Source organism: Sphingomonas sp. NIBR02145 (assembly GCF_027359115.1).
GTDB lineage: Bacteria > Pseudomonadota > Alphaproteobacteria > Sphingomonadales > Sphingomonadaceae > Sphingomonas > Sphingomonas kyeonggiensis_A.
Genome location: NZ_CP114791.1, coordinates 4,135,257 through 4,156,707, shown reverse-complemented (window position 1 = coordinate 4,156,707; position 21,451 = coordinate 4,135,257). Strand labels below are relative to the sequence as shown.

General features: G+C 66.6%; 20 protein-coding genes. 12 read left to right on the top strand and 8 right to left on the bottom strand.

The window, feature by feature from the left end; translation table 11 throughout:
* Positions 1–101 precede the first annotated feature (101 nt).
* From O3305_RS18980 to miaB, 3 genes are all read left to right on the top strand, one after another.
* Positions 102–524, top strand: coding sequence for a Fur family transcriptional regulator (locus O3305_RS18980; protein WP_184161227.1), 423 nt, complete (start codon positions 102–104; stop codon positions 522–524).
* Between the two features lie 58 nt (positions 525–582).
* Entirely contained in the window at positions 583–1,413 is an 831-nt protein-coding gene (locus O3305_RS18975; RefSeq protein WP_269576564.1) for a lysophospholipid acyltransferase family protein, read from the top strand.
* 162 nt (positions 1,414–1,575) lie between these two features.
* Positions 1,576–2,910, top strand: a complete 1,335-nt coding sequence (gene miaB, locus O3305_RS18970) for a tRNA (N6-isopentenyl adenosine(37)-C2)-methylthiotransferase MiaB (RefSeq protein WP_269573919.1) — start codon at positions 1,576–1,578, stop codon at positions 2,908–2,910.
* Between the two features lie 80 nt (positions 2,911–2,990).
* Here the strand turns inward: miaB and O3305_RS18965 are convergent, their stop codons facing one another.
* Positions 2,991–3,734, bottom strand: coding sequence for an SDR family NAD(P)-dependent oxidoreductase (locus tag O3305_RS18965; protein WP_269573918.1), 744 nt, complete (start codon positions 3,732–3,734; stop codon positions 2,991–2,993).
* Positions 3,735–4,011: 277 nt separating this feature from the next.
* Here O3305_RS18965 and O3305_RS18960 point away from each other — a divergent pair, with 277 nt between their 5' ends.
* Positions 4,012–4,875 (top strand): GGDEF domain-containing protein, encoded by an 864-nt coding sequence (locus tag O3305_RS18960; RefSeq protein ID WP_269573917.1) that lies wholly within the window; start codon positions 4,012–4,014, stop codon positions 4,873–4,875.
* An 8-nt stretch (positions 4,876–4,883) separates the two neighbouring features.
* On the opposite strand, the gene O3305_RS18955 is transcribed toward O3305_RS18960, so the two are convergent.
* Positions 4,884–5,321, bottom strand: coding sequence for a MerR family transcriptional regulator (locus O3305_RS18955; protein WP_269573916.1), 438 nt, complete (start codon positions 5,319–5,321; stop codon positions 4,884–4,886).
* 74 nt (positions 5,322–5,395) lie between these two features.
* Here O3305_RS18955 and O3305_RS18950 point away from each other — a divergent pair, with 74 nt between their 5' ends.
* Positions 5,396–6,229, top strand: a complete 834-nt coding sequence (locus tag O3305_RS18950) for an oxidoreductase (protein WP_269573915.1) — start codon at positions 5,396–5,398, stop codon at positions 6,227–6,229.
* On the opposite strand, the gene O3305_RS18945 is transcribed toward O3305_RS18950, so the two are convergent.
* The gene (locus tag O3305_RS18945) at positions 6,226–6,660 is read right to left on the bottom strand and encodes a hypothetical protein (protein ID WP_269573914.1); all 435 of its coding nucleotides are present in this window, start codon (positions 6,658–6,660) and stop codon (positions 6,226–6,228) included. The genes O3305_RS18950 and O3305_RS18945 overlap by 4 nt on opposite strands.
* A 225-nt stretch (positions 6,661–6,885) precedes the next feature.
* Here O3305_RS18945 and O3305_RS18940 point away from each other — a divergent pair, with 225 nt between their 5' ends.
* The 5 genes from O3305_RS18940 (at position 6,886) to O3305_RS18920 (ending at position 13,374) form a co-directional block, all read left to right on the top strand.
* Positions 6,886–7,887 (top strand): PhoH family protein, encoded by a 1,002-nt coding sequence (locus tag O3305_RS18940; RefSeq protein ID WP_184161239.1) that lies wholly within the window; start codon positions 6,886–6,888, stop codon positions 7,885–7,887.
* A gap of 142 nt (positions 7,888–8,029) precedes the next feature.
* Positions 8,030–8,539 (top strand): rRNA maturation RNase YbeY, encoded by a 510-nt coding sequence (gene ybeY / locus O3305_RS18935; protein WP_269573913.1) that lies wholly within the window; start codon positions 8,030–8,032, stop codon positions 8,537–8,539.
* Between the two features lie 9 nt (positions 8,540–8,548).
* Positions 8,549–9,460 carry a hemolysin family protein gene (locus O3305_RS18930; RefSeq protein ID WP_269573912.1) on the top strand — a complete coding sequence of 304 codons (912 nt, stop codon included), beginning with the start codon at positions 8,549–8,551 and terminating at the stop codon, positions 9,458–9,460.
* A gap of 219 nt (positions 9,461–9,679) precedes the next feature.
* A complete protein-coding gene (gene katG, locus O3305_RS18925) occupies positions 9,680–11,878 on the top strand; it encodes a catalase/peroxidase HPI (RefSeq protein ID WP_269573911.1) in 2,199 nt (732 codons plus the stop codon).
* 62 nt (positions 11,879–11,940) lie between these two features.
* Complete coding sequence (locus O3305_RS18920) at positions 11,941–13,374, top strand: PQQ-dependent sugar dehydrogenase (RefSeq protein WP_269573910.1); 1,434 nt, start codon at positions 11,941–11,943, stop codon at positions 13,372–13,374.
* A gap of 38 nt (positions 13,375–13,412) precedes the next feature.
* Here O3305_RS18920 and O3305_RS18915 read toward each other — a convergent pair whose 3' ends face one another.
* Together O3305_RS18915 and O3305_RS18910 are read right to left on the bottom strand one after the other, a co-directional pair.
* On the bottom strand, positions 13,413–14,390 hold the full coding sequence (locus O3305_RS18915) for an agmatine deiminase family protein (RefSeq protein WP_269573909.1): 978 nt from the start codon (positions 14,388–14,390) through the stop codon (positions 13,413–13,415).
* Between the two features lie 19 nt (positions 14,391–14,409).
* Positions 14,410–16,029 carry a M28 family metallopeptidase gene (locus tag O3305_RS18910; RefSeq protein WP_269573908.1) on the bottom strand — a complete coding sequence of 540 codons (1,620 nt, stop codon included), beginning with the start codon at positions 16,027–16,029 and terminating at the stop codon, positions 14,410–14,412.
* 99 nt (positions 16,030–16,128) lie between these two features.
* Here O3305_RS18910 and O3305_RS18905 point away from each other — a divergent pair, with 99 nt between their 5' ends.
* Entirely contained in the window at positions 16,129–17,448 is a 1,320-nt protein-coding gene (locus tag O3305_RS18905) for an alpha/beta hydrolase family protein (protein WP_269573907.1), read from the top strand.
* 153 nt (positions 17,449–17,601) lie between these two features.
* On the opposite strand, the gene O3305_RS18900 is transcribed toward O3305_RS18905, so the two are convergent.
* Both O3305_RS18900 and O3305_RS18895 read right to left on the bottom strand, forming a co-directional pair.
* On the bottom strand, positions 17,602–18,318 hold the full coding sequence (locus O3305_RS18900; RefSeq protein ID WP_269573906.1) for a hypothetical protein: 717 nt from the start codon (positions 18,316–18,318) through the stop codon (positions 17,602–17,604).
* A gap of 137 nt (positions 18,319–18,455) precedes the next feature.
* Positions 18,456–18,581 (bottom strand): hypothetical protein, encoded by a 126-nt coding sequence (locus O3305_RS18895; protein ID WP_269573905.1) that lies wholly within the window; start codon positions 18,579–18,581, stop codon positions 18,456–18,458.
* Positions 18,582–18,654: 73 nt separating this feature from the next.
* Here O3305_RS18895 and O3305_RS18890 point away from each other — a divergent pair, with 73 nt between their 5' ends.
* A complete protein-coding gene (locus O3305_RS18890; RefSeq protein WP_269573904.1) occupies positions 18,655–20,640 on the top strand; it encodes an alpha/beta hydrolase family protein in 1,986 nt (661 codons plus the stop codon).
* Positions 20,641–20,737: 97 nt separating this feature from the next.
* Here O3305_RS18890 and rpsD read toward each other — a convergent pair whose 3' ends face one another.
* A complete protein-coding gene (gene rpsD, locus O3305_RS18885; RefSeq protein WP_184161264.1) occupies positions 20,738–21,352 on the bottom strand; it encodes a 30S ribosomal protein S4 in 615 nt (204 codons plus the stop codon).
* Between the last annotated feature and the right edge of the window lie 99 nt (positions 21,353–21,451).

The window sequence follows — 21,451 nt, the reverse complement described above, 5'->3', positions numbered from 1 at the left end:
GGCCGGTCCGGATCGCTCCGGGCCGGCCTTTTCGTTTCGCGATCGCGCCTTTTCGCGGCCACAGTCTTCCAACTTCCGCCCGTGCACGCTACATCGCGAACATGGGCCGTAAGATCGATCTCGAAGCGCTTTGCCACGAAAAGGGGCTGCGCATTACCGAACAGCGCAAGGTGATTGCGCGCGTCCTCTCCGATGCGGAGGATCATCCGGACGTCGAGAAAGTCTATGAGCGCGCCTCGGCAATCGACCCGGGCATCTCGATCGCCACGGTCTATCGCACCGTGCGCCTGTTCGAAGAAGCCGGCATCCTCGATCGCCATGATTTCGGCGACGGCCGCGCCCGGTACGAACCCGCGCCCGAAGCGCATCACGATCACCTGATCAACGTCGAGACCGGCGAAGTGATCGAGTTCGTCGATCCGGAGCTCGAGCTGCTGCAGAAGCAGATCGCCGAGCGACTGGGCTTCCGCCTGGTCGATCACCGGATGGAACTCTACGGCGTCGCCCTCGACCGCAAGAACTGAGGTGGCGCCCGCGGGCGAGACCAGGGAACAGCGCGCCGCCCGTCGCCGTGAAGACGCGATGGAGGGACTCACCACGCCAATCAGCCTCGCCGGCAAGTGCCGCATGGGCCTGCGCATCGCCGGTCTGGTGCTAGCGCTGCTGGTTTTCGTGCCGCTCCATTATCTGTTCCGCCTCTTCCGCCTTCCCTCCCCCTGGCCGCGCCATTTCCTCGGCACCGCCGCGCGGATCTGCGGCGCGCGGGTCAACCGCGTCGGCACGCACCTGAAGCGCGACGTCTTCTACATCTCGAACCATTTGAGCTGGATCGACATCCTCGCGCTGGGCGGCGCCAGCGGCACCGCCTTCATCGCCAAGGCCGAGATCGAGACCGCTCCGGTGGTCGGCTGGCTCGCCGGGCTCAACCGCACCGTCTATGTGAAGCGCGAGAACCGCCTCGGCGTCGCCGAGCAGATCAACGAGCTGCGCGACGCGCTGGCCGAGACCTGGGCGATCACCGTCTTTCCCGAAGGCACGACGACCGACGGCAAGTCGTTGCTCCCGTTCAAGACGCCGATGCTGCGCGTGCTCGAACCGCCGCCGCCCGGCGTGATGGTCCAGCCGGTGATGCTGCACTATGGCGCGGCGGCCGACGACATCTGCTGGATCGGCCAGGAGACCGGCCTCAACAACGCCAGGCGCATCCTCAGCCGCAAGGGCAGCTTCCGCCTCGACGTCCATTTCCTCGAGCCCTTCCACCCGCGCGACTTCCCCGGCCGCAAGGTGATCGCCGCCGAAAGCCGCCGCCGGATCGAGGAAGCGCTGGTCAAGGTGCTCGGCCAGCCGCTTCGCACCTTCCGCTTCGCCGAGGACCCGATCGGCTACAAGCCGAAGCCGGGGGCGACGTCCTGAAACTCCCCTCCCTGGAAGGGAGGGGTCGGGGGTGGGTGGCGGCCTGGCGATACTGAAGCCATGCGCGCACCCCAGCCGCATCGCGATCATCGACCCACCCCAACCCCTCCCTTCCAGGGAGGGGCTTAATGTTGTCGATTTTCGCAGCTATATGCCCGCCCGATGAACGCTCCCAAGAATCCCAAGACCTTCCACGTCAAGTCGTTCGGCTGCCAGATGAACGTCTATGACGGCGAGCGCATGGCCGAGCTGATGGCTGCGCAGGGCATGACTTCGACTGCCGACGCCGACAGTGCCGACCTGATCGTGCTCAACACCTGCCATATCCGCGAAAAGGCGACCGAGAAGGTGTTCTCGGACATCGGCCGCCTGCGCAAGCAGGCCGCCGCCGCCGATCGCGCCGCGCCGATGATCGCGGTCGCCGGCTGCGTCGCGCAGGCCGAGGGCGAGGAGATCGTCCGCCGCGCCAAGGTCGATGTCGTGGTCGGCCCGCAGGCCTATCACAACCTGCCCGAACTGGTCGCCAAGGCCGCCGCCGGCACTTCCGCGCTCGACACGGACATGCCCGCCAACAGCAAGTTCGGCGCGCTGCCCAGGCGCCGCAAGGTCGGCCCCACCGCCTTCCTCACCGTGCAGGAAGGCTGCGACAAGTTCTGCACCTATTGCGTGGTGCCCTATACCCGCGGCGCCGAGATCAGCCGCCCCTTCGCCGAGCTGGTCGACGAGGCCAGGGCGCTGGTCGATGCCGGCGCGCGCGAGATCACCCTGCTCGGCCAGAACGTCAACGCCTGGGACGATGACGCCGGCACCGGGCTGCACGGCCTGATCCACGCGCTCGACTGGATCGAGGGGCTTGAGCGCATCCGCTACACCACCAGCCATCCCAACGACATGCGCGAGGGCCTGATCCGCGCCCATGCCGAGGTCGGCAAGCTGATGCCGTTCCTGCACCTGCCCGTGCAGGCCGGCAGCGATCGCATCCTCAAGGCGATGAACCGCAGCCACAGCCGCGATTCCTACCTGAAGATCCTCGATCGCGTCCGCGCGGCCCGCCCGGATATCGCGCTGTCGGGCGATTTCATCGTCGGCTTCCCCGGCGAGAGCGATGCCGAGTTCGAGGAGACTTTGAGCCTGGTCGACGCGGTCGGCTATGCGCAATGCTTCAGCTTCAAGTACAGCCCGCGCCCCGGCACTCCGGCAGCCGAGCTGCGCGACCAGTATATCCCCGCTGAAGTGATGGACGAGCGCCTCCAGCGCCTCCAGGCCGCGCTCAACCGCGATCAGCTCGCCTTCAACCAGGCGACCATCGGCAAGACCTGCGCCGTGCTGATCGAGCGCCAGGGCAAGCTCCCCGGCCAGATGCTCGGCAAGTCGCCCTGGCTCCAGTCGGTGTATCTGAACACCGACGCGAAGATCGGCGACATGGTCGAGGTCGAGATCACCGGCGGCTTCGGCAACTCGCTGACCGGCGTGGAAAAGGTCAAGGCCGCGGCCTGAACCTGCTTGTGCGGGATTTTAGTTCCCCGGCGAAGGCCGGGGAACAGCTTGAGCAACGGGTTCGCCGCGCGCGCCAAGGCCTAGCGGGCCAGATAGCCGCCATCGACCGGATAATAGGTGCCGGTCATGAAGCTCGCCTTGTCGGAGAGCAGGAAGCTGGTCAGCGCCGCGACTTCCTCGGGCGTGCCCAGCCGACCCAGCAGGTGCTTGCCCGCCAGGCCCGCGATCGCCTCGTCGGTCATGTTCGCCGCGATCGCCGGCGTGTGGATGAAGCCCGGGCCGACCGCGTTCACGCGCACGCCCTTGTCGGCATAGTCGATCGCGGCATTCTTGGTGAGGCCGAGCAGCGCATGCTTGGCGGTGACGTAGATGCCCGAGCCGCCCCAGCCGACCGCGCCGAGGATCGAGGCCATGTTGACGATCGAACCGCCACCAGCCGCGACGATCGCGGGGATCTGGTACTTCAGGCAGTAGAACACGCTGTTCAGGTCGACATCGATCACCCGGTGCCAATCCTCCAGCGAGATGTCCGCGATCGGCGCGGCGGGCCCACCGATGCCGGCATTGTTCACCGCCAGGTGCAGCGCACCGAACTCGGCCACCGCGAAGTCGACCATGGCACGCACCGCCTCGGGATCGGCGACATCGAGCTGGAACGACCGCGCGTTCCCGCCAAGGCTATCCGCAAAGCTCCCCGCATGCGCCCCGTCGAAATCGGCGACCACCACCTTCGCCCCGCGCTCCGCAAGGTCCTTTGCCACCGCGGCGCCGATGCCCGACGCCGCGCCCGTCACAATGGCGACCTTGCCTTCAAAATCCTGCATTATCTTCGTCCTTGCTAGTCGATCCCCAGGGTCTTCGGGGAACGCACCAAGCGGCGGCAAAGTCGCCATTACGGCTGCGAAACACAGGGTTTCCGATTGCGAGGGACCGAAGCGCGAGGCGCGGAGGGCCGCCTTTCCGAATCGTCGCCGTATCGCATCGCTCCGACGCGTTAACGATCCCCGGCAAGCACCTGGTAAGTTTCGGAAACCTAGCTCCTTATGTCCCAACGCCCGCCATTCGGCCGGACGCAAAAGACAAGAAGGGGGTCGCGCCAGAATGCGCTTCTATCTCGCCACGCGGTTCCTGTTCCCGCGCCACTTCCACCTGCGCATCTTCGCCATCTGCTTCGTGGCAGTGCACCTGCCGCTGATCACCTTCATCGCCAGCCAGGCGGTGATCGGCGAATGGGAATGGCAGATCTTCTTGCCGCTGCTGCTCGCCACGCTCGCGGGCACCCTCGCGGCCATCTATGCGCTCGGTGCCCTGCTCGCCCCGATCCGCCAGGCCTCGGCGATGCTGCGCGAAGTACAGGACGGGAAACCCGTGGTCGACGTCCCCGCCGGCGGCCGCGATCTCGCCGGCGAGCTGCTCGACAGCGTCGGCCTTGCCGCGATCGCCACCAATACGCGGATCAGCCAGCTGCGCGATGCCGCCGAGCGCGACCTGCTCACCGGCCTGCGCAACCGGCGCGGCTTCCTCGACGCAGCAGCGCATCTGCGCGCCGGCACCCGCGCCACGCTCGCGCTGGTCGACATCGATTTCTTCAAGCGGATCAACGACATCTTCGGCCATGACGAAGGCGATCTGGTGCTGCGCGAATTCGCCAGCCGCCTCACCGAGACGATGCGCCGCTCCGATCTGGTCGCGCGCTGGGGCGGCGAGGAATTCGCCATCCTGATCCCCGGCATGGGCCCGCGCGACGCCCGCGCGCTGATCGAACGGCTGCGCACCGCGCTCCATGCCGATCCGATCGGCCCCAATCCGGAAGAACCGGTCACCTTCTCCTGCGGCCTCGCCTTCCTGCGCGGGCCCGAGCAGATCGCGGTGGCGATGCAGCGCGCCGACAAGGCGCTCTACGCCGCCAAGCGCGCCGGCCGCGATCGGATCGAGCTCGACGAGGCGCGGATGCTCGACGCCTGAGGCCCCGCTCAGGCGGCCTGCTTGGCCGATGTCGTCACCGGCTCGGCCCAGCAGCCGTCGAACGCGCCGAACACCGGCTCCGAACCCTTCTGCCCGGTCTCCAGCCACTTCACCTTGGCGCGGGTATAGTCGACCATCGCATTGAGCTGCGCTGCCTTCTCCTCCAGCCGGGCAAGCTGCATCCGCATCAGCTCCAGGCTGCGCTCGGGCGTCATCCCGCCGGCATAATATTCGGCCGACAGCGTCGCGATCTCGCGCAGCGAGAAGCCTAGGCTCTGCGCCATCCGCACCATCCGCGCCGCTTCCAGATGCTCCTCGGTGAAGATCTGGTACGGGTTGGAGCCGCCCTTCACGCCCGTTTCGGGCGCAAGCAGCCCCTTGCGGATGTAGAAGCGCACCGTGTCGGTGCTCATGCCCGCCCGCCGGGCGAATTCGGAGATCAGCATGCGATTCATCCCTTGACCATGGACTATGGTCCACACTTATATGGCCAGGCTCCACCTCGCAACCGGAGCCCAGAATGCAGAAAACCGCCCTCGTCACCGGCGCCTCGGCCGGAATCGGCGAAGCCACCGTCCAGCGCCTGATCCAGGATGGCTACAAGGTCTTCGCCGCTGCCCGCCGCCTCGATCGGATGGCCCCGCTCAAGCGCCTCGGCGCCGAGCTGATCGACCTCGACCTGACCGACGACGCCTCGATCGTCGCGGCGATCGAGACGATCCGCGCCGCCGCCGGCCGGCTCGACCTGCTCGTCAACAATGCCGGCTATGGCAGCTATGGCGCGATCGAGGATGTGCCGATGGAGGAGGCCCGCCGCCAGATGGAGGTCAATGTGTTCGGCCTCGCCCGGCTCTGCCAGCTCGCCACCCCGCTGATGCGCGCGCAGAAATCGGGGACGATCGTCAACGTCACCTCGATCGGCGGCAAGTTCGGCGAGCCGTTCGGCGGCTGGTACCACGCCACCAAGTTCGCGGTGGAGGGCTTCAGCGATTGCCTGCGCCTTGAACTGCGCCCCTTCGGCATCCGCGTCGTGGTGATCGAGCCCGGCGCGATCCGCACCGAATGGAGCGGTATTGCCCATCAGAGCCTGGTCGAGCGCTCGGGCAAGAGCGCCTATGCGCCGTGGGCGCTCCGTCACGCCGCGATGCTCGGCAATGCCAATGCGATGCGCTTCGCCTCGCCGCCTGAGGTGGTGGCGAGGACGATCGCACGCGCCGCCGCCGCCCGCCGTCCGCGCATCCGCTACGGCACCGGCGGCGGCGCGCCGGTCTTCCTGTTCCTGGCGCATTGGCTGCCCGATCGCTGGCTCGATGCGATGATGTGGCGGGCGAGCCAGTCGGGCAGGATCGACTAATCCCCGGGCGGAAAGCGAACGCCGCTCCCGATCGCGATGCTGCCGTCGAAATCGGGCGCGGCGCGCTGCCGCTCCTTCTCGGCGCGGACCCGCGCATTGCTGTCGGTGCGGCGCTCCGCCCGGAGCGTCTGCTTCGCGACATGTTCGCCAAGCGGCATGTCCGCGCTCTTCGTCCAGCCGTTGACGCGTTCGATATCGTGCGCAAGCGCGCTCTCGACGGCCTCGGCCCCACTTTCGTCGAGCCGCTCGATCACCGCGAGCGCATGCACCGCCTTGCGCCGCACCTTGCGATTCTCGCCGGCCTTGCGTGCCGGGATGGCCTTGCGCGCCGCCTTGTCGTTGGCGCCATAGGCGTTGCGGCGATCCTTCGCATAGGACAGCGCCTTTTTCTGCTGCGGCGACTTCTGCTCAGGCGGGCGACCTCTGGTCATGTGGCCTCTATCGCACAGTCCCCGGCTTCCTTGAAGTCAGGCCAAAATTGGCCCTGTCCAAGTTGGAAAACCTCTGTCACTCTCCCCATATCGCATGCGACAGGGAACCGCCCGCATCGTCTTCGCTTTGACACGCAGCGCCGCTACGTGCGCCGTGCAACTGGCGACCTCGCATACGCGTGGGACACTCAAGAGATTCAACATTTTTCAGCGCGAAGGAGCCGCATGAGCCGCAAGCCTGTCCCCGCCCAGTCCGGTGAACGCTCCCGCGCCGAGGTGAATTTCGACAAGCCCCAGCTCCTGCCCCAGCTTTTCGGCGAGTTCGATAGCAATATCCTCGCGCTTGAGGAGCGGCTGGGCGTCTATATCCATGCCCGCGGCCAGCGCGTGCAGATCGAGGGGACGACCGAAGCCGTCGCCCATGCCCGCGAGGTGCTGCAGGAACTCCATGCCCGGGTCATCCGCGGCGAAGTGATCGACACCGGCCTGATCGACGCCGTGATCGCGATGTCGAGCGAGCCGATGTTCACCGGCATCGTCAAGGCGGACAACGGCAACGCCCCCGCCTCGATCATGATCCGCACCCGAAAGAAGACCATCGTACCCCGCTCGGTCGCCCAGACGCACTACATGCGCGAGCTGGTGTCGAACGACATGATCTTCGCGCTCGGGCCGGCGGGCACCGGCAAGACCTATCTCGCCGTCGCCCAGGCGGTGGCGCAGCTCATCACCGGCAGCGTCCAGCGGCTGGTGCTGTCGCGCCCCGCGGTCGAGGCCGGCGAGCGGCTCGGCTTCCTGCCCGGCGACATGAAGGAGAAGGTCGATCCCTATCTCCGCCCGATCTACGACGCGCTCTATGACTGCCTGCCCGCCGAGCAGGTCGAGCGGCGCATCGCCAGCGGCGAGATCGAGATCGCGCCGATCGCCTTCATGCGCGGCCGCACCCTGGCCGATGCCTTCGTCATCCTCGACGAGGCGCAGAACACCACGCCGGCGCAGATGAAGATGTTCCTCACCCGTTTCGGCCAGAACAGCCGGATGGTGATCTGCGGCGATCCGAACCAGGTCGACCTCCCCGGAGGCCCGCCCGCCTCGGGCCTCAACGATGCGGTCCGCCGTCTCGAGGGCGTCGAGGGCATCGCCTTTTCGCGCTTCACGGCAGCCGATGTCGTCCGTCACCCGATTGTGGGCCGGATCGTCGATGCCTATGAGGGCCCGAATGCTTAAGGGGCAAAAAGCTCCCCTCGCTGAAAGGGAGGGGCTGGGGGTGAGTCGATGCGTGCGCTACGGCAGCCGCATGACTATCCATCTTCAGTATGGCCAGGACGCCAGCCACCCCAACCCCTTCCTTGAAGGGGAGGGGCTTTAAGTGCTGGACGTTGCCGCCCTCGTTGAAGCCCCCTGGCCCGCTGCCGATTGGGAATCCCTCGCCAACCGCGCGGCGGAGACCGCGATCCGCCAGACGCCGTTCCTCGAATGGCTGGATCACCCCGCGACGATCGAAGTCGCGGTGCGCTTCACCTCCGACGAGGAGGTCCATGTCCTCAACCGGCAGTACCGCGACAAGGACAAGCCGACCAACGTGCTGTCCTTCCCGATGATCCAGCCGGATCTGATGGAAGCGGTGACCGAGAATACCGACGACGGCGAGGTGTTGCTGGGCGACATCGTCCTGGCCCACGGCGTCTGCGCGGCCGAGGCGGCGGAGCGCAAGGTCTCGGTCGAAGATCATGCCACGCACCTGATTGTCCACGGCCTGCTGCATTTGCTAGGCTATGACCATATGGACGACGCGGAAGCCGAGGCCATGGAGGAGATGGAGCGCGCCGCGCTCCGCGACCTCGGTTTGCACGACCCCTATCTGATACGCGAGGATTGAACACCGAACATGCCCGAGGGCCAAAGTAGCAGCGCTGGCGGCGACAACCACGAAGGTGGCGGGATATGGCGCGGAATCCGCACCCTCCTGTTCGGTGACGATCAAGAAGAGACGCTGCGGGATCGGCTGGAAGATGCGATCGACGAGCATGAGGAAGATGGCGGCAGGAGCCCGGTAGGCGACCTCGCCCCGATCGAGCGGCAGATGCTGCGCAACCTGCTCCATTTCGGCGAGCGCGATGCCGGCGATGTCGGCGTGCCCCGTGCGGACATCATCGCGGTCGAGGAGAAGACCAGCTTCGCCGACCTGGTGAAGCTGTTCGAGGAAGCCGGCCACAGCCGCCTGCCGGTGTATCGGGAGGAACTCGATACCATCATCGGCATGGTCCATATCAAGGACGTGTTCAACATCCTGGCCAGTGGCGCGCCGCACCCGGAGAACCTGTCCGCCCTGATCCGCCAGCCGCTCTATGTGCCCCAGTCGATGGGCGCGCTCGACCTGCTCGCCCAGATGCGCGGCCGGCGGACGCACCTAGCCATCGTGCTCGACGAATATTCGGGCACCGAGGGGCTGATCACGATCGAGGACCTGATCGAGGAGATCGTCGGCGAGATCGAGGACGAGCATGACGAGGCACCGACCGCGCTGCTCGTGCCGATCGAGGGCGGCGGCTGGGAAGCCGATGCCCGCGCCGAGCTGGAGGACGTCGCCGAGACGATCGACCCGCGACTGGGCGAAGTCGACGGCGATGTCGACACGCTGGGCGGCCTCGCCTTCATCCTCGCCGGCCATGTACCGGCGGCGGGGGAATGTCTGAAGCATGACAGCGGCTGGAAGCTCGAGATCGTCGAGGCCGACCCCAAGCGCGTGACGAAGCTGCGCCTCCATCCGCCCGCCGAGAAGGCGCTGGCGGAGGAATAATCGGCCGCCCACCACCTACCCGTCATCCCGGCGAAAGCCGGGATCTCGGTGAAGGCGCGATGCGGCACGAGATTCCAGCTTCCGACGGATGACGGTCCTGGTGACAACGGCGTGTCGTAAAAATCACCCACTCGATCACTGACGGCGATCTAATCCATTTCTTCGATTGCATCCGGAGTGGCATCCCATGGGACGCACATTCAGCAAGGAGCTTGGGAGATGGACGCTAAGACTGGATCGATCGACGGCGGTGGCTGTCCGATGCACGGCGCAGGCGGCGTGCGCGCACTGCTCGGCCGCACCAACAGGGATTGGTGGCCCGAGATGCTTGCCACCGAAATCCTCAACCCCAATGGCTCGTCCAACCCGATGGGCGCCGATTTCGACTATGCCGAAGCCTTCAAGCAGCTCGACTATGCCGCGCTCAAGGCCGATCTCACCGCGCTGATGACCGACAGCCAGCCCTGGTGGCCGGCGGATTACGGGCATTATGGCCCCTTCTTCATCCGCATGGCCTGGCACGCCGCCGGCACCTATCGCACCGCCGATGGCCGTGGTGGCGCCAACAGCGGCCAGCAGCGCTTCGCTCCGCTCGATAGCTGGCCCGACAATGGCAATCTCGACAAGGCGCGCCGCCTGCTGTGGCCGATCAAGCAGAAGTACGGCAAGCACATCAGCTGGGCCGACCTGTTCATCCTTACCGGCAATGTCGCGATCGAGAGCATGGGCGGGCCCGTTTTCGGCTTCGGCGGCGGCCGCCCCGATGTCTATGAGCCCGAGCGCGACATCTACTGGGGCTCCGAAGACAAATGGGTGAACGAGGGCGTCCAGACCCGCATCGCCCCCGAGCATGGCTTCCATGAAATCGAAGGCCCGCTCGCCGCGATCCAGATGGGCCTGATCTACGTCAATCCCGAAGGCCCGCAGGGCAATCCGCATGACGATGCCGGCATGGCGCGCGACATGAAGGAAACCTTCGCGCGCATGGCGATGAACGCCGAGGAGACCGTCGCGCTCACCGCCGGCGGCCACACTTTCGGCAAGGCGCATGGCAATGGTGACGCATCGCTGCTCGGCGCTGCGCCGGCAGGCGGCGATCTGGTCGCGCAGGGCTTCGGCTGGGTGAGCGGCCATGAGAGCGGCGGCATCGGCGAGCACACTGTCACCAGCGGCATCGAGGGCGCCTGGACCAATACCCCTCGCGAATGGACCGAGAATTATTTCCGGCTGCTGTTCGACTATGACTATGAACTGGTGAAGTCCCCCGCGGGCGCCAACCAGTGGCAGCCGATCAACCAGAAAGAGGAGGACATGGCGCCGGCGGCGTGGGATTCGAACATCAAGGTCCCGACGATGATGACCACCGCCGACATGGCCTTGAAACGCGATCCCGAGTTCCGCGCGATCAGCGAGAAGTTCCGCGCCGATCACGAAGCGTTCAAGGACGCCTTCGCCCGCGCCTGGTTCAAGCTGACCCACCGCGACATGGGCCCCAAGGTCCGCTATCTCGGGCCGGAAGTCCCCGCCGAAGACCTGATCTGGCAGGATCCGATCCCCACCGGCACCAGGCCCTCGGACGCCGATGTCGCGGCGGTGAAGGCGAAGATCGCGGGAAGCGGACTAACGGTCAGCCAGCTGGTCAAGGCGGCCTGGGCCTCGGCCAGCACCTTCCGCAAGTCGGATTTCCGCGGCGGCGCCAACGGCGCGCGCGTGGCGCTGGCTCCGCAGAAGGACTGGGAGGTCAACGAGCCGGCAACGCTCGCCAACGTCATCGACACGCTCAATGGCCTGCGCGGCAACCTGTCGCTGGCCGATGCCATCGTGCTCGGCGGCGTGGTCGGACTTGAGAAGGCGATCAAGGACGCAGGCTTCGGCGTAGCGGTGCCCTTCACCGGCGGTCGCGGCGATGCGACGGCGGCGCAGACCGACGCCGACAGCTTCGCGGTGATGGAGCCCGAGGCGGACGCGTTCCGCAACTATGTCGGCAAGAAGAAGCTGGCGGTGAAGGTCGAGGAGATGATGCTCGATCGCGCCTCGCTGCTCGGCCTCTCGGTGCCCGAGATGACCGTGCTGATCGGCGGCCTGCGCGTGCTCGGCGCCAATCACGGCGAGCGCGGCCATGGCCATTTCACCAAGCGCCCGGGCCAGCTGACCAACGACTTCTTCGTCAACCTCTACGACATGACCAATGTCTGGGCGGCTGCCGGGGAAGGCGACGACGAATATGTCGCCACCGACCGCGCGGCAGGCCATGAGAAGTGGCGGGCGACCCGCGCGGACCTGATCTTCGGCTCGAACTCGGAACTGCGCGCAGTCGGCGAGGTCTATGCCGAGAACGGCAATGAGGAGAAGTTCGTGAAGGACTTCGTCGCCGCCTGGACCAAGGTGATGAACGCGGATCGCTTCGACCTGAAGTAAGACCCGCGGCGGGCGGGTCGAAAGCCATTGGCTTAGGCCCGCCCGCCCCCTATCCTTCCGCCATGCTCAAGCGGATCCTCATCGTCCTTGCCATCGTCGTGGTGGTGCTCATCGGCCTCGTCGTCTGGGCAATCCAGCCGGACAAGGCCAAGCTCTCCGAAAGCGCCGTCACCGGCGTCGTCCCCCAGCTGAGCGAAGCGCGCTACCAGGACGTCCCGACCGTCCGCATCGCCAAGCCGGTGGGCTGGGCGAACGGCGCCAAGCCGACCGCGCCCGAGGGGCTGCAGGTCGCACCCTTCGCCGACAAGCTCGATCATCCGCGCTGGCTCTATCGCCTGCCCAATGGCGACGTGCTTGTCGCCGAGAGCAACTCGCCCCCGCGCGAGGGCGGTGGCATCACCGGCTGGATCATGGGGATCATGCTGAACCGCGCCGGTGCCGGCGTGCCCTCGGCCAACCGCATCACCTTGCTGCGCGACACCAATGGCGACGGCGTGGCCGACCAGCGCTCGGCGCTGATCGAGGGGCTGAACTCGCCGAGCGGCATGGCGCTGATCGGCGACTGGCTCTACGTCGCCAATACCGACGCACTGGTCCGCTTCCCCTACAAAGCCGGCGACACCAGGATCACCGCCAAGCCCGAGAAGATCATCGACCTGGCCGGCGGCGGCAATCACTGGGCGCGCAACATCCTCGCCTCGCCGGATGGCAAGCGCATCTATGTCGCCGTCGGCTCCTCCTCGAACATCGGCGAGAACGGGCTCGACAAGGAAGGCGACATCTATGGCGCCGACTCGCCCTTCCAGGTCGCCAGGCAGCTCGACGCCGCCAGGCGCACCCGCGCCGCGATCCTCGAGGTGGTGCCGGAAACCAAGTCCTCGCGCGTCTATGCCTGGGGCCTGCGCAACCCCAACGGCATGGCGTTCGAGCCGCATACCGGCAATCTGTGGACCGTGGTCAACGAGCGCGACATGCTCGGATCGGACATGCCGCCCGACTATCTGACCCAGGTCGATTTCGGCGCCTTCTATGGCTGGCCGTGGAATTACTGGGGCGGCTATATCGACAAGCGGGTGACGCCCGAGCGGCCGGACCTGCGCGAATACACCAAGCGCCCTGACTTCGCGCTGGGCGCCCATACCGCGCCGCTTGGGCTCGCCTTCGCCGCCGATGCCAAGCTGGGCGGCAAGTTCACCAATGGTGCGTTCATCGCGCTGCACGGCTCGTGGAACCGCGAGCCGCCCTCGGGCTACAAGCTCGTGTTCGTGCCGTTCGGCGACAATGGCTATCCGCTCAAGAACGCGAAGCCGGTCGACCTGCTCACCGGCTTCCTGGGCAAGGACGGCAAGACCGTGAACGGTCGTCCGGTCGGCCTGATCACCGATGCCGGCGGCGCGCTGCTGGTGGCGGACGATGTCGGCAACATGATCTGGCGGGTGAGCAGCACGGCGGGCGCGCCGATCGCCGGGACGCCTTCGCCCGCTCCGACCAAATAACCGTCATCCCCGCCTCCGCGGGGATGACGATCTTGTAATTACACCGGAATCTGCTGGCTGATGCAGTGGAAGCTGCCGCCGCCGGTGAGGATATGGTCGGCGCGCTGGCCGATGATCGCGCGGCCGGGGAACAGCTCGGCGAGCTTGTCCACCGCTGCCACGTCATTCTCCTGACCGTAGAGCGGCACGACCACCGCGGCATTGCCGATGTAGAAGTTCATGTAGCTCGCCGGGATGATCTCCTCATCCTCGTTGAGCACCCGACCCGGCGAGGGGAAGCGGACGACCTCGACCCCGGCGCGCTCGGCGCGGGCGGCGGCGTCCTGGTAGATGCGCCAGTTGGGGTCGTTCTCGGCCCCCTCGGGGATCAGCAGGCGGTTGGGGCCGATGAAGCGAGCGAGATTGTCGACATGGCCGTCAGTATGGTCGTTGAGCAGGCCATCACCCAGCCACAGCACCTGGGTATAGCCCAGGTCCTTGAGCAGCATCTCCTCGACCTCGGCCTTGCTGAGCTGCGGGTTGCGATTGCGGTTGAGCAGGCACTGCTCGGTAGTGACCACCAGGCCGGTGCCATCGCCGTCGATCGCACCGCCCTCCAGCACCCAGGCATGGTCCTCGACGTTCATCTGGGCGCGCTCGGCGAGGCGGTGGCCGATATCGTCATCGCCTTCGAGGTCGTACTTGCCGCCCCAGCCGTTGAACTGGAAGTCGTGCGCGGTGCCGTCGCCGCCGATGATCGCGGCGGTGTCGCGCAACCAGATGTCGCCGAAGGGCTCGACCACGACCTTGGCCGCGTTCCCCGCCAGGGTACGGGCAGCCTTGGCGGATTCCTCATTGGCGGCGACCAGGATCACCTGCTCGCCCTTGCCCTCGGCATGCACGGCCTTGGCGAAGGCGGCGACTTCGAGGCGCGCGGAGGCGAGATCGTCGAGCCAGAGTTCGGGATGGCTGGGGAAGCCGATCCACACGGCGTGATGGTGCGCCCATTCGGGCTTGGGGGGAGGCGGAATCGTCATTCCGCCCCCATAATCCCGTTCATTGTCCGGCGCGAGACCTGTCGCGAACCGCGCGGAACTCGGCGGTCTTGTACCAGTTCGGCCAGGCGCTGCCCTCGGCGAGCTGGCGGCCGAGGCCGTAATAGATGTTCAGGTCCGAGACCGAACCGCTCCAGTCCCAGGCCGGGTTATATTCGTCCTGGGGCTTGTGATAGCGGTTCTGGGTATAGTCCTTGGCGGCCTTCTCGCCGGCTTCCTTGCCGCCATTGACCAGGTCGTCGCCGCTCTCGCCATAGAGCATCGGCACGCCGAGCTTGGCGAAGCTGAAATGATCCGAGCGGTAGTAACCGCCCGCCTCGGGCCGGGCCTCTGGGACGATCACCCGGCCCTCGGCCGCGACGAAGGGCTTCACCAGATCCTCCAGCTCGGACTTGCCGGCGCCGGCGATCACGAAATCCTTCGTCTTTCCAATGACATTCAAGGAATCCATGTTCACCCCGCCGACGGTCTTGGCGAGCGGATAGACCGGGTTCTCGGCGTAGAACTTGCTGCCGAGCAGGCCCGATTCCTCGGCGGTGACGGCGAGGAAGACGAGGCTGCGGCTGGCCGGGCCGGCCTTGGCATGCGCTTCGGCAAGGGCGACGAGGCCGCCGATGCCCGAGGCATTGTCGACCGCGCCGTTGCAGATGTCGTCGCCATTCACCGCGTCGCAGCGGCCGAGATGGTCCCAATGGGCCGAGTAGAGCACGACCTCGTCGGGCTTCGCGGTGCCCGGCAGCACGCCGACGACGTTCTTCGACGCCTGGCGCTTGATCGTGTTTTCCCAGCCGACAGAAGCCTTTACGCCGAGCGGAACCGCCTTGAAGCCCTTCTGCGCCGCAGCGGCCGAGAGGGCGTCGAAGTCCTTGCCCGCGGCGGCGAACAGCGCCTTGGCCTTGTCGAGCTGCATCCAGCCGATGGCCTGGCTCTGGTCCATATGGTCGCCCGGCGTGTCCTGCTCGAGCTGGGGGCCGGTCCAGGAGGACTGGACCACGCCCCAGGGATAGGCGGCCGGATAGGTGTCGTGGACGATGATCGCGGCGGCCGCGCCCTGCCGGGCGGCCTCTTCGAACTTGTAGGTCCAGCGGCCATAGTAGGTCATCGCCTTGCCGTCGAACAACCCCTTGGTTTCCGGGGTTTTATAGTCGGGGTCGTTGACCAGGATGACCACCGTCTTCCCTTTCACGTCCAGACCGGCATAGTCGTTCCAGCCGCGCTCGGGGGCGTTGATGCCATAGCCGACGAAGACGACGTCGCTGTCCTTGATCGCGACCTTGGGCACCACCCGGTAGGTCGCGATGACCATGTCCTTGCGATAGTCGAGCGACACCGCCTGCTTGCCGCCAGTGAAGACCAGCGGCGCCACGTTGTTCGCGGTGATCTCGACCAGCGGCACGTCCTGCGTCCACTGCCCCTTGTTGCCCGGCTTGAGCCCGGCCTTTTCAAAGCGTTGGACGATATAGGCGATCGTCTTGTCCTCGGCCGGGGTGGTCGGCGCGCGGCCTTCATAGGCGTCGGAGGACAGGACCTGCGTCACCTCCTTCATCGTCTCGACCGGGATGGTCTGGGCATTGGCCGCGGTGCCGGAGAGCAACAGGGCGACGGTGAGCAGATGGCGCATGGATACCCCCAAACAGAACTTCGTCCGCCGATGTTGGCAAGGGTTGCGCGGGTTCGCAATGCGAGGCAGCCTGATAGCGATAACATAGGAGGGGATGCGATGCGCTTGTGGACGCTCTGTGCGCCGATATTGGCACTCGCCCTGCCCGCAGCCGCGCAGCAGCAGGATTACACCGCCGCCAATGCCGACCGGCAGGCGATGCTCGATCGGCTGGGAATCGCGGAAATCCGTGCGGGCGCGGATGGTTTCAACCCCAGCGCGCCCAATGCGGTGAACTATGACGAGGCGAAAGCGGGCACGCCGCAACTTCCGGATATGATGCGTCTGAACGACGGCCGGCCGGTCAGGAACAGCAAGGACTGGGACCGCCGGCGCCGCGAGATCGTCGAGCTGTTCGACCGCGAGATCTATGGCCGCGTGCCGCTAACCGCCCCGAAAATAACGTGGAATCTGGTGCGCGAGGAAAAGGCAAGCGAAGCCGGGATCCCGGTGACCAGGCGCTGGCTGGAAGGCGTGGCCGACAATCGGGACGCCCCGCAAGCATCCGCGACGATACGCGTACGGTACACGCTGCCCGACCGTCCCGAACGCGTGCCGGTGATGCTGAGCTTCGGCTTCCCCGAAGGCTTCAAATTCCCCGGGCCGCCGCGCCCCGCCGACCCCGGTCCGCCCTATACCGAACAGCTGCTCAAGCGCGGCTGGGGCTATGCCGTGGTGGTGGCGAATTCGATCCAGGCGGACAATGGCGGCGAGCTCAAGACCGGGGTGATCGGCATCTCGCTGCGCGGGCGCCCGCGCAGCCCCGAGGACTGGGGCGTGCTGCGCGCCTGGGCCTGGGGGGCGAGCCAGGCGCGCGAGGCACTCGCTTCGGACGCGAAAGTGGACAGGCGACGGATCGGGATCGAAGGGCTGTCGCGCTACGGCAAGGCGGCGCTGGTCGCCATGGCCTATGATCCGCACTTCGCGATCGGCTTTGTCGGCTCTTCCGGTGCGGGCGGCGCGGCGCTCTATCGGCGCAATTTCGGCGAGCGGATGGGCAATTTGGCGGCCGGGGGCGAGTATCACTGGTTCGCCGGCAATTTCCTGCGCTACGCCGGACCGAAGACCGAGTTCGACCTTCCGATCGACGCGCATATGCTGATCGCGCTCTCGGCGCCGCGGCCGCTGTTCCTGGGCGCGGGCACGGTGGATACCGGCGACGGCTGGGTCGACCCCAAGGGCAGCTTCCTGGCGGCGGTGGCGGCATCGCCGGCCTGGACAGTGCGCGGGGCGAAGGGGCTGAGCGCGAGCGTGTTCCCGCCGGAGCTGACGCCGGTGACCGAGGGCGACCTGGCGTTTCGCCAGCATCGCGGCGGGCATAACAATCGGGATAACTGGCCGAGCTTCATTGACTTCGCGGTGCGGGAATTGGGGCGGTAGGCCGGCTTCCCTGTTCCGCTGGCTCTTTCCGTTCCCCGGCGAAGGCCGGGGCCCAGGGTCACAAGCGAGACGGCAGAGAAACCCTGGGCCCCGGCTTTCGCCGGGGGAACTGCCGAGTAGCTGGCCCGCCTTCGCCCGAGATCCCGGCTTTCGCTACCCCCCGACCGCGCGCAGCACGTCGGCGGCGAGGTCGGCTGCGATCTCGGCATGGGCGAGGCGTTCCAGCGTTTCGTGCTGGAGCCGGGTGAGCGCCGGGATCAGCGCGTCGCGGCGGGCCTCGGCCGCGCGGATGCGAGGCAAGTAGCGGCGCTCGAGCTTCTTGAGCCGAGCGATGTCGGCCACCGTATCGACATGGATGATCAGATCCCGCTCGCCGTCGAAGCAGGTGGCCGAGGGGATCTGTCGCTCGGCATCGCGATAGCGCTGCCGCAGGGCGTGGACCTCCGCCTCGCTGGCGATGAAGCGCTCGAGCGGATCGGCGCGGAGCAGCGGCGCGAACAGCTGGGGCATGTTGGGCGGCCAATCGAGCGCATGATCCTGGACCGGATCGATCGCGAAGCTGGTGACGCCCACGCCCCACCCGCTGACCGGATGCGGCGAGATATCGGAGAGCTGGCCCGAGGGCGCGCGCCACACCGCATGATGCCAGCCGAACAGCGCGATGCCGGGTATCTCGACCAGCATCCAGCCGAAGACGCACGACCCGCCCTGCAACCGCACCTGATCGCGCACATTCCAGTAGCAGCGGCCGCGGCGGCTGCCGGGCAGCGGATAGCGCGGCACCGCGATGGCTTCGGCGGTGCCGAGCCGGGCAAGCAGCGCTGCCAGCGCCGGATGATCGAGACCGGCGTCCCGATGAAGCAATCCCAAAGCAAGTCCCCCCGGACTCTTGCGCGGGCGCGGATCCCCCCGGATTCCGCGACACGCGCAGCAAGAGCACCCCCGACGCCGATTGGCGCAACATGCGGTGCGGCCCCGTGCGACCCGAGACCCTGTTTGCGGATTTGTTACAGCGCCCGAACGACCGCGTCAGGCGAGGTGCCGCCGAAATGGGTCAATCCTGGCGCGATAAGCACGGTTTTCCGCCAGATTGAGTAGATTCCGGAAAGCCGCCGCCCGATCGGCTTCGACATCGCGCCGGTTCCATCACCCGATTGCCAATGCCCGCGCACCCGCTAGGCTGGCGGTTCGACTATCGGGGGGATCATGAAGACTATCGTTCGTGCGGCAATGCTTGCCGCATCGGCCATGCCGGCCATTGCCTATGCCCAGAGCGAGGATGCGCGCAAATTCGGCGCGCGGGAGTTCATCCAGCAGATCAGCCTGTCGCCGGACGGCACCCAGGTGGCGATGCTCCAGCCCGTTTCCGGGCGGGGGGACGCGCTGATGGTGGCGAACCTGGAGACAGGCGAATCGAAGATGGTCCTGAATTCCAGCGGCGATCCCGATCAGATCACCAGCTGCCGCTGGGCCAGCACGACGCGGCTCGTGTGCAACATCTACATGATCGGGAAGCTCGACAAGAAGCTGGCCTTCACCCGGATGGTGTCGCTCAACGCCGACGGATCGGACCTGAAGCTGCTGAGCCAGCGCGACAGCGCAACCGCGCTGGACATCATCCAGTCCGGCGGCGACATCATCGACTGGGGCCCGGACGGATCGAACGGATCGGTGCTGATGACGCGCGAGTTCGTGCCGGAATATTCGACCGGCAGCCATGTGGCGAACGCGCGCGAGGGGCTGGCGGTGGAGCTGGTCGATGCGACCACGCTGAAGCGCAAGCTGGTCGAGTCGCCGCGCGGGGGCGCGAACGAATATATCAGCGACGGCCATGGCAATGTCCGCATCATCGGCTTCGCCCAGGCGCGCAACGAAGGCATGCTGACCGGCAATTACAGCTATCAGTATCGCACCGCCGGCGATCGCGACTGGAAGAAGCTGGGCGACCTGGTGAGCGATGGCGGGGGCGGCTATTCGGGCTTCAATCCCTATGCCGTCGATCGCGATGCCAATGTCGTCTACGGCTTTGACGACAAGGACGGTCGATCCGCGCTGTACAGCATCGCGCTGGACGGCAGCCTGACCCGCAAGCTGGTGTTCGCGCATCCCCAGGTCGATGTCGACGGGCTGGTGCGGATCGGGCGGCAGCGCCGCGTGGTGGGCGTGAGCTATGCCACCGACAAGCGGACCACCGAATTCTTCGATCCCGAGCTGCAGAAGCTGCGCAACGCATTGGGCAGGGCCCTGCCCGGCAAGCCGCTGGTCACCTTCATCGATGCCAGCGCCGACGAGAAGAAGCTGCTGCTGTTCGCCGGCGGCGACACCGATCCCGGCACCTATTATCTGTACGACAAGACCAGCAAGCAGCTGGGCGAGGTCATGCCGCTGCGCCCGCCCCTGGCCGAGACGAAGCTGGCATCGGTCAAGCCGGTGACCTTCCCCGCCGCCGACGGCACCCAGATCCCGGGCTATCTGACGCTGCCGGTGGGAAGCGACGGCAAGAACCTGCCCGCGATCGTGATGCCGCATGGCGGGCCGGGTTCGCGCGACGAATGGGGCTTCGACTGGCTGGCGCAATTCTATGCCGCGCGCGGCTTTGCCGTGCTCCAGCCCAATTTCCGCGGATCGACCGGCTATGGCGATGGCTGGTTCCAGAAGAACGGCTTCCAGTCCTGGCGGACCGCGATCGGCGATGTGAACGATGGCGGGCGCTGGCTGGAGAAGCAGGGCATCGCCGCGCCGGGCAAGCTGGCGATCGTCGGCTGGTCCTATGGCGGCTATGCGGCGCTGCAGAGCCCGGCGCTCGACCCCGACCTGTTCAAGGCGATCGTGGCGATCGCACCGGTGACCGACCTGGAGACGCTGCGGAACGAGGCGCAGGGCTTCACCAGCTACAATATCGTCAGCAAGTTCATCGGCAGCGGGCCGCATGTGAAGGAAGGCTCGCCCGCGCAGAACGTCCAGAAGATCAAGGCGCCGGTGCTGATGTTCCATGGCGACCAGGACCTGAATGTCGGCATCGGCGAATCGCGGATGATGGCCAGCCGGCTGCGCGGTGCGGGCAAGCCGGTGGAACTGGTGGAGTTCAAGGGGCTCGACCACCAGCTCGACGACGACAAGGCGCGCACCCAGATGCTCGACAAGAGCGATGCCTTCCTGCGGGCGGCGCTGGGGCTGGCGGCGAAGCCCTAGGGCCGTTGAACCTCCCTTCCCTGGAAGGGAGGGGAGCAAAGAAAAAGGGCGGCCCCGAAGGACCGCCCTCTTTTCTCGTTCCCGAAGGAAGCGAACCTTAGCGCGAGTAGAACTCGACCACGAGATTCGGTTCCATCTTCACCGGGTACGGCACCTCGTCGAGGGTCGGCACGCGGGTGAAGGTGATCTTCGAGGCGCCGTCCGGCGACACGTAATCGGGGATGTCGCGCTCGGCGAGGCTCTGGGCTTCCATCACCAGCGCCATTTCCTGCGCCTTCGGACGGAGCGACACGGTCTGGCCCGGCTTGATGCGGCGCGAACCGATGTTGCACTTCTCACCATCGACCAGGACGTGGCCGTGGTTGACCAGCTGGCGGGCCGCGAAGATCGTCGGCGCGAACTTGGCGCGGTAGACGATCATGTCGAGACGCTGCTCGAGCAGGCCGATGAGGTTCTGCGACGTATCGCCCTTCATCTTCGAGGCGTCTTCATACGCCTTCTTGAACTGCTTCTCGGTGACGTCGCCGTAATAGCCCTTGAGCTTCTGCTTGGCGCGCAGCTGGATGCCGAAGTCCGACATCTTGCCCTTGCGGCGCTGGCCGTGCTGGCCCGGGCCGTATTCGCGCTTGTTCACCGGGGACTTCGGACGGCCCCAGATGTTCTCGCCCATGCGGCGGTCAAGCTTGTACTTTGCGCTGGAACGCTTCGACATTTGTAATCCTTGCAATCGCTGACAACGTGGTTCCCGGTATCCGCCTGCTGCTCTCGAGGAGAGGCAGGGCCGCCGCTTCACCGGGGTGCGGGGCCATTG

Excerpts from the sequence above, each read along its gene's own strand:
- O3305_RS18975 (WP_269576564.1), top strand. The coding sequence starts at position 583 with ATGGAGGGACTCACCACGCCAATCAGCCTCGCCGGCAAGTGCCGCATG.
- O3305_RS18905 (WP_269573907.1), top strand. The coding sequence starts at position 16,129 with ATGCGCTTGTGGACGCTCTGTGCGCCGATATTGGCACTCGCCCTGCCC.
- O3305_RS18915 (WP_269573909.1), bottom strand. The coding sequence starts at position 14,390 with ATGACGATTCCGCCTCCCCCCAAGCCCGAATGGGCGCACCATCACGCC.
- O3305_RS18895 (WP_269573905.1), bottom strand. The coding sequence starts at position 18,581 with ATGTCGAAGCCGATCGGGCGGCGGCTTTCCGGAATCTACTCAATCTGG.
- O3305_RS18930 (WP_269573912.1), top strand. The coding sequence starts at position 8,549 with ATGCCCGAGGGCCAAAGTAGCAGCGCTGGCGGCGACAACCACGAAGGT.
- O3305_RS18945 (WP_269573914.1), bottom strand. The coding sequence starts at position 6,660 with ATGACCAGAGGTCGCCCGCCTGAGCAGAAGTCGCCGCAGCAGAAAAAG.
- katG (WP_269573911.1), top strand. The coding sequence starts at position 9,680 with ATGGACGCTAAGACTGGATCGATCGACGGCGGTGGCTGTCCGATGCAC.
- O3305_RS18980 (WP_184161227.1), top strand. The coding sequence starts at position 102 with ATGGGCCGTAAGATCGATCTCGAAGCGCTTTGCCACGAAAAGGGGCTG.
- O3305_RS18940 (WP_184161239.1), top strand. The coding sequence starts at position 6,886 with ATGAGCCGCAAGCCTGTCCCCGCCCAGTCCGGTGAACGCTCCCGCGCC.
- O3305_RS18960 (WP_269573917.1), top strand. The coding sequence starts at position 4,012 with ATGCGCTTCTATCTCGCCACGCGGTTCCTGTTCCCGCGCCACTTCCAC.
- rpsD (WP_184161264.1), bottom strand. The coding sequence starts at position 21,352 with ATGTCGAAGCGTTCCAGCGCAAAGTACAAGCTTGACCGCCGCATGGGC.
- O3305_RS18920 (WP_269573910.1), top strand. The coding sequence starts at position 11,941 with ATGCTCAAGCGGATCCTCATCGTCCTTGCCATCGTCGTGGTGGTGCTC.
- O3305_RS18965 (WP_269573918.1), bottom strand. The coding sequence starts at position 3,734 with ATGCAGGATTTTGAAGGCAAGGTCGCCATTGTGACGGGCGCGGCGTCG.
- O3305_RS18910 (WP_269573908.1), bottom strand. The coding sequence starts at position 16,029 with ATGCGCCATCTGCTCACCGTCGCCCTGTTGCTCTCCGGCACCGCGGCC.
- O3305_RS18890 (WP_269573904.1), top strand. The coding sequence starts at position 18,655 with ATGAAGACTATCGTTCGTGCGGCAATGCTTGCCGCATCGGCCATGCCG.
- O3305_RS18955 (WP_269573916.1), bottom strand. The coding sequence starts at position 5,321 with ATGCTGATCTCCGAATTCGCCCGGCGGGCGGGCATGAGCACCGACACG.
- miaB (WP_269573919.1), top strand. The coding sequence starts at position 1,576 with ATGAACGCTCCCAAGAATCCCAAGACCTTCCACGTCAAGTCGTTCGGC.
- O3305_RS18950 (WP_269573915.1), top strand. The coding sequence starts at position 5,396 with ATGCAGAAAACCGCCCTCGTCACCGGCGCCTCGGCCGGAATCGGCGAA.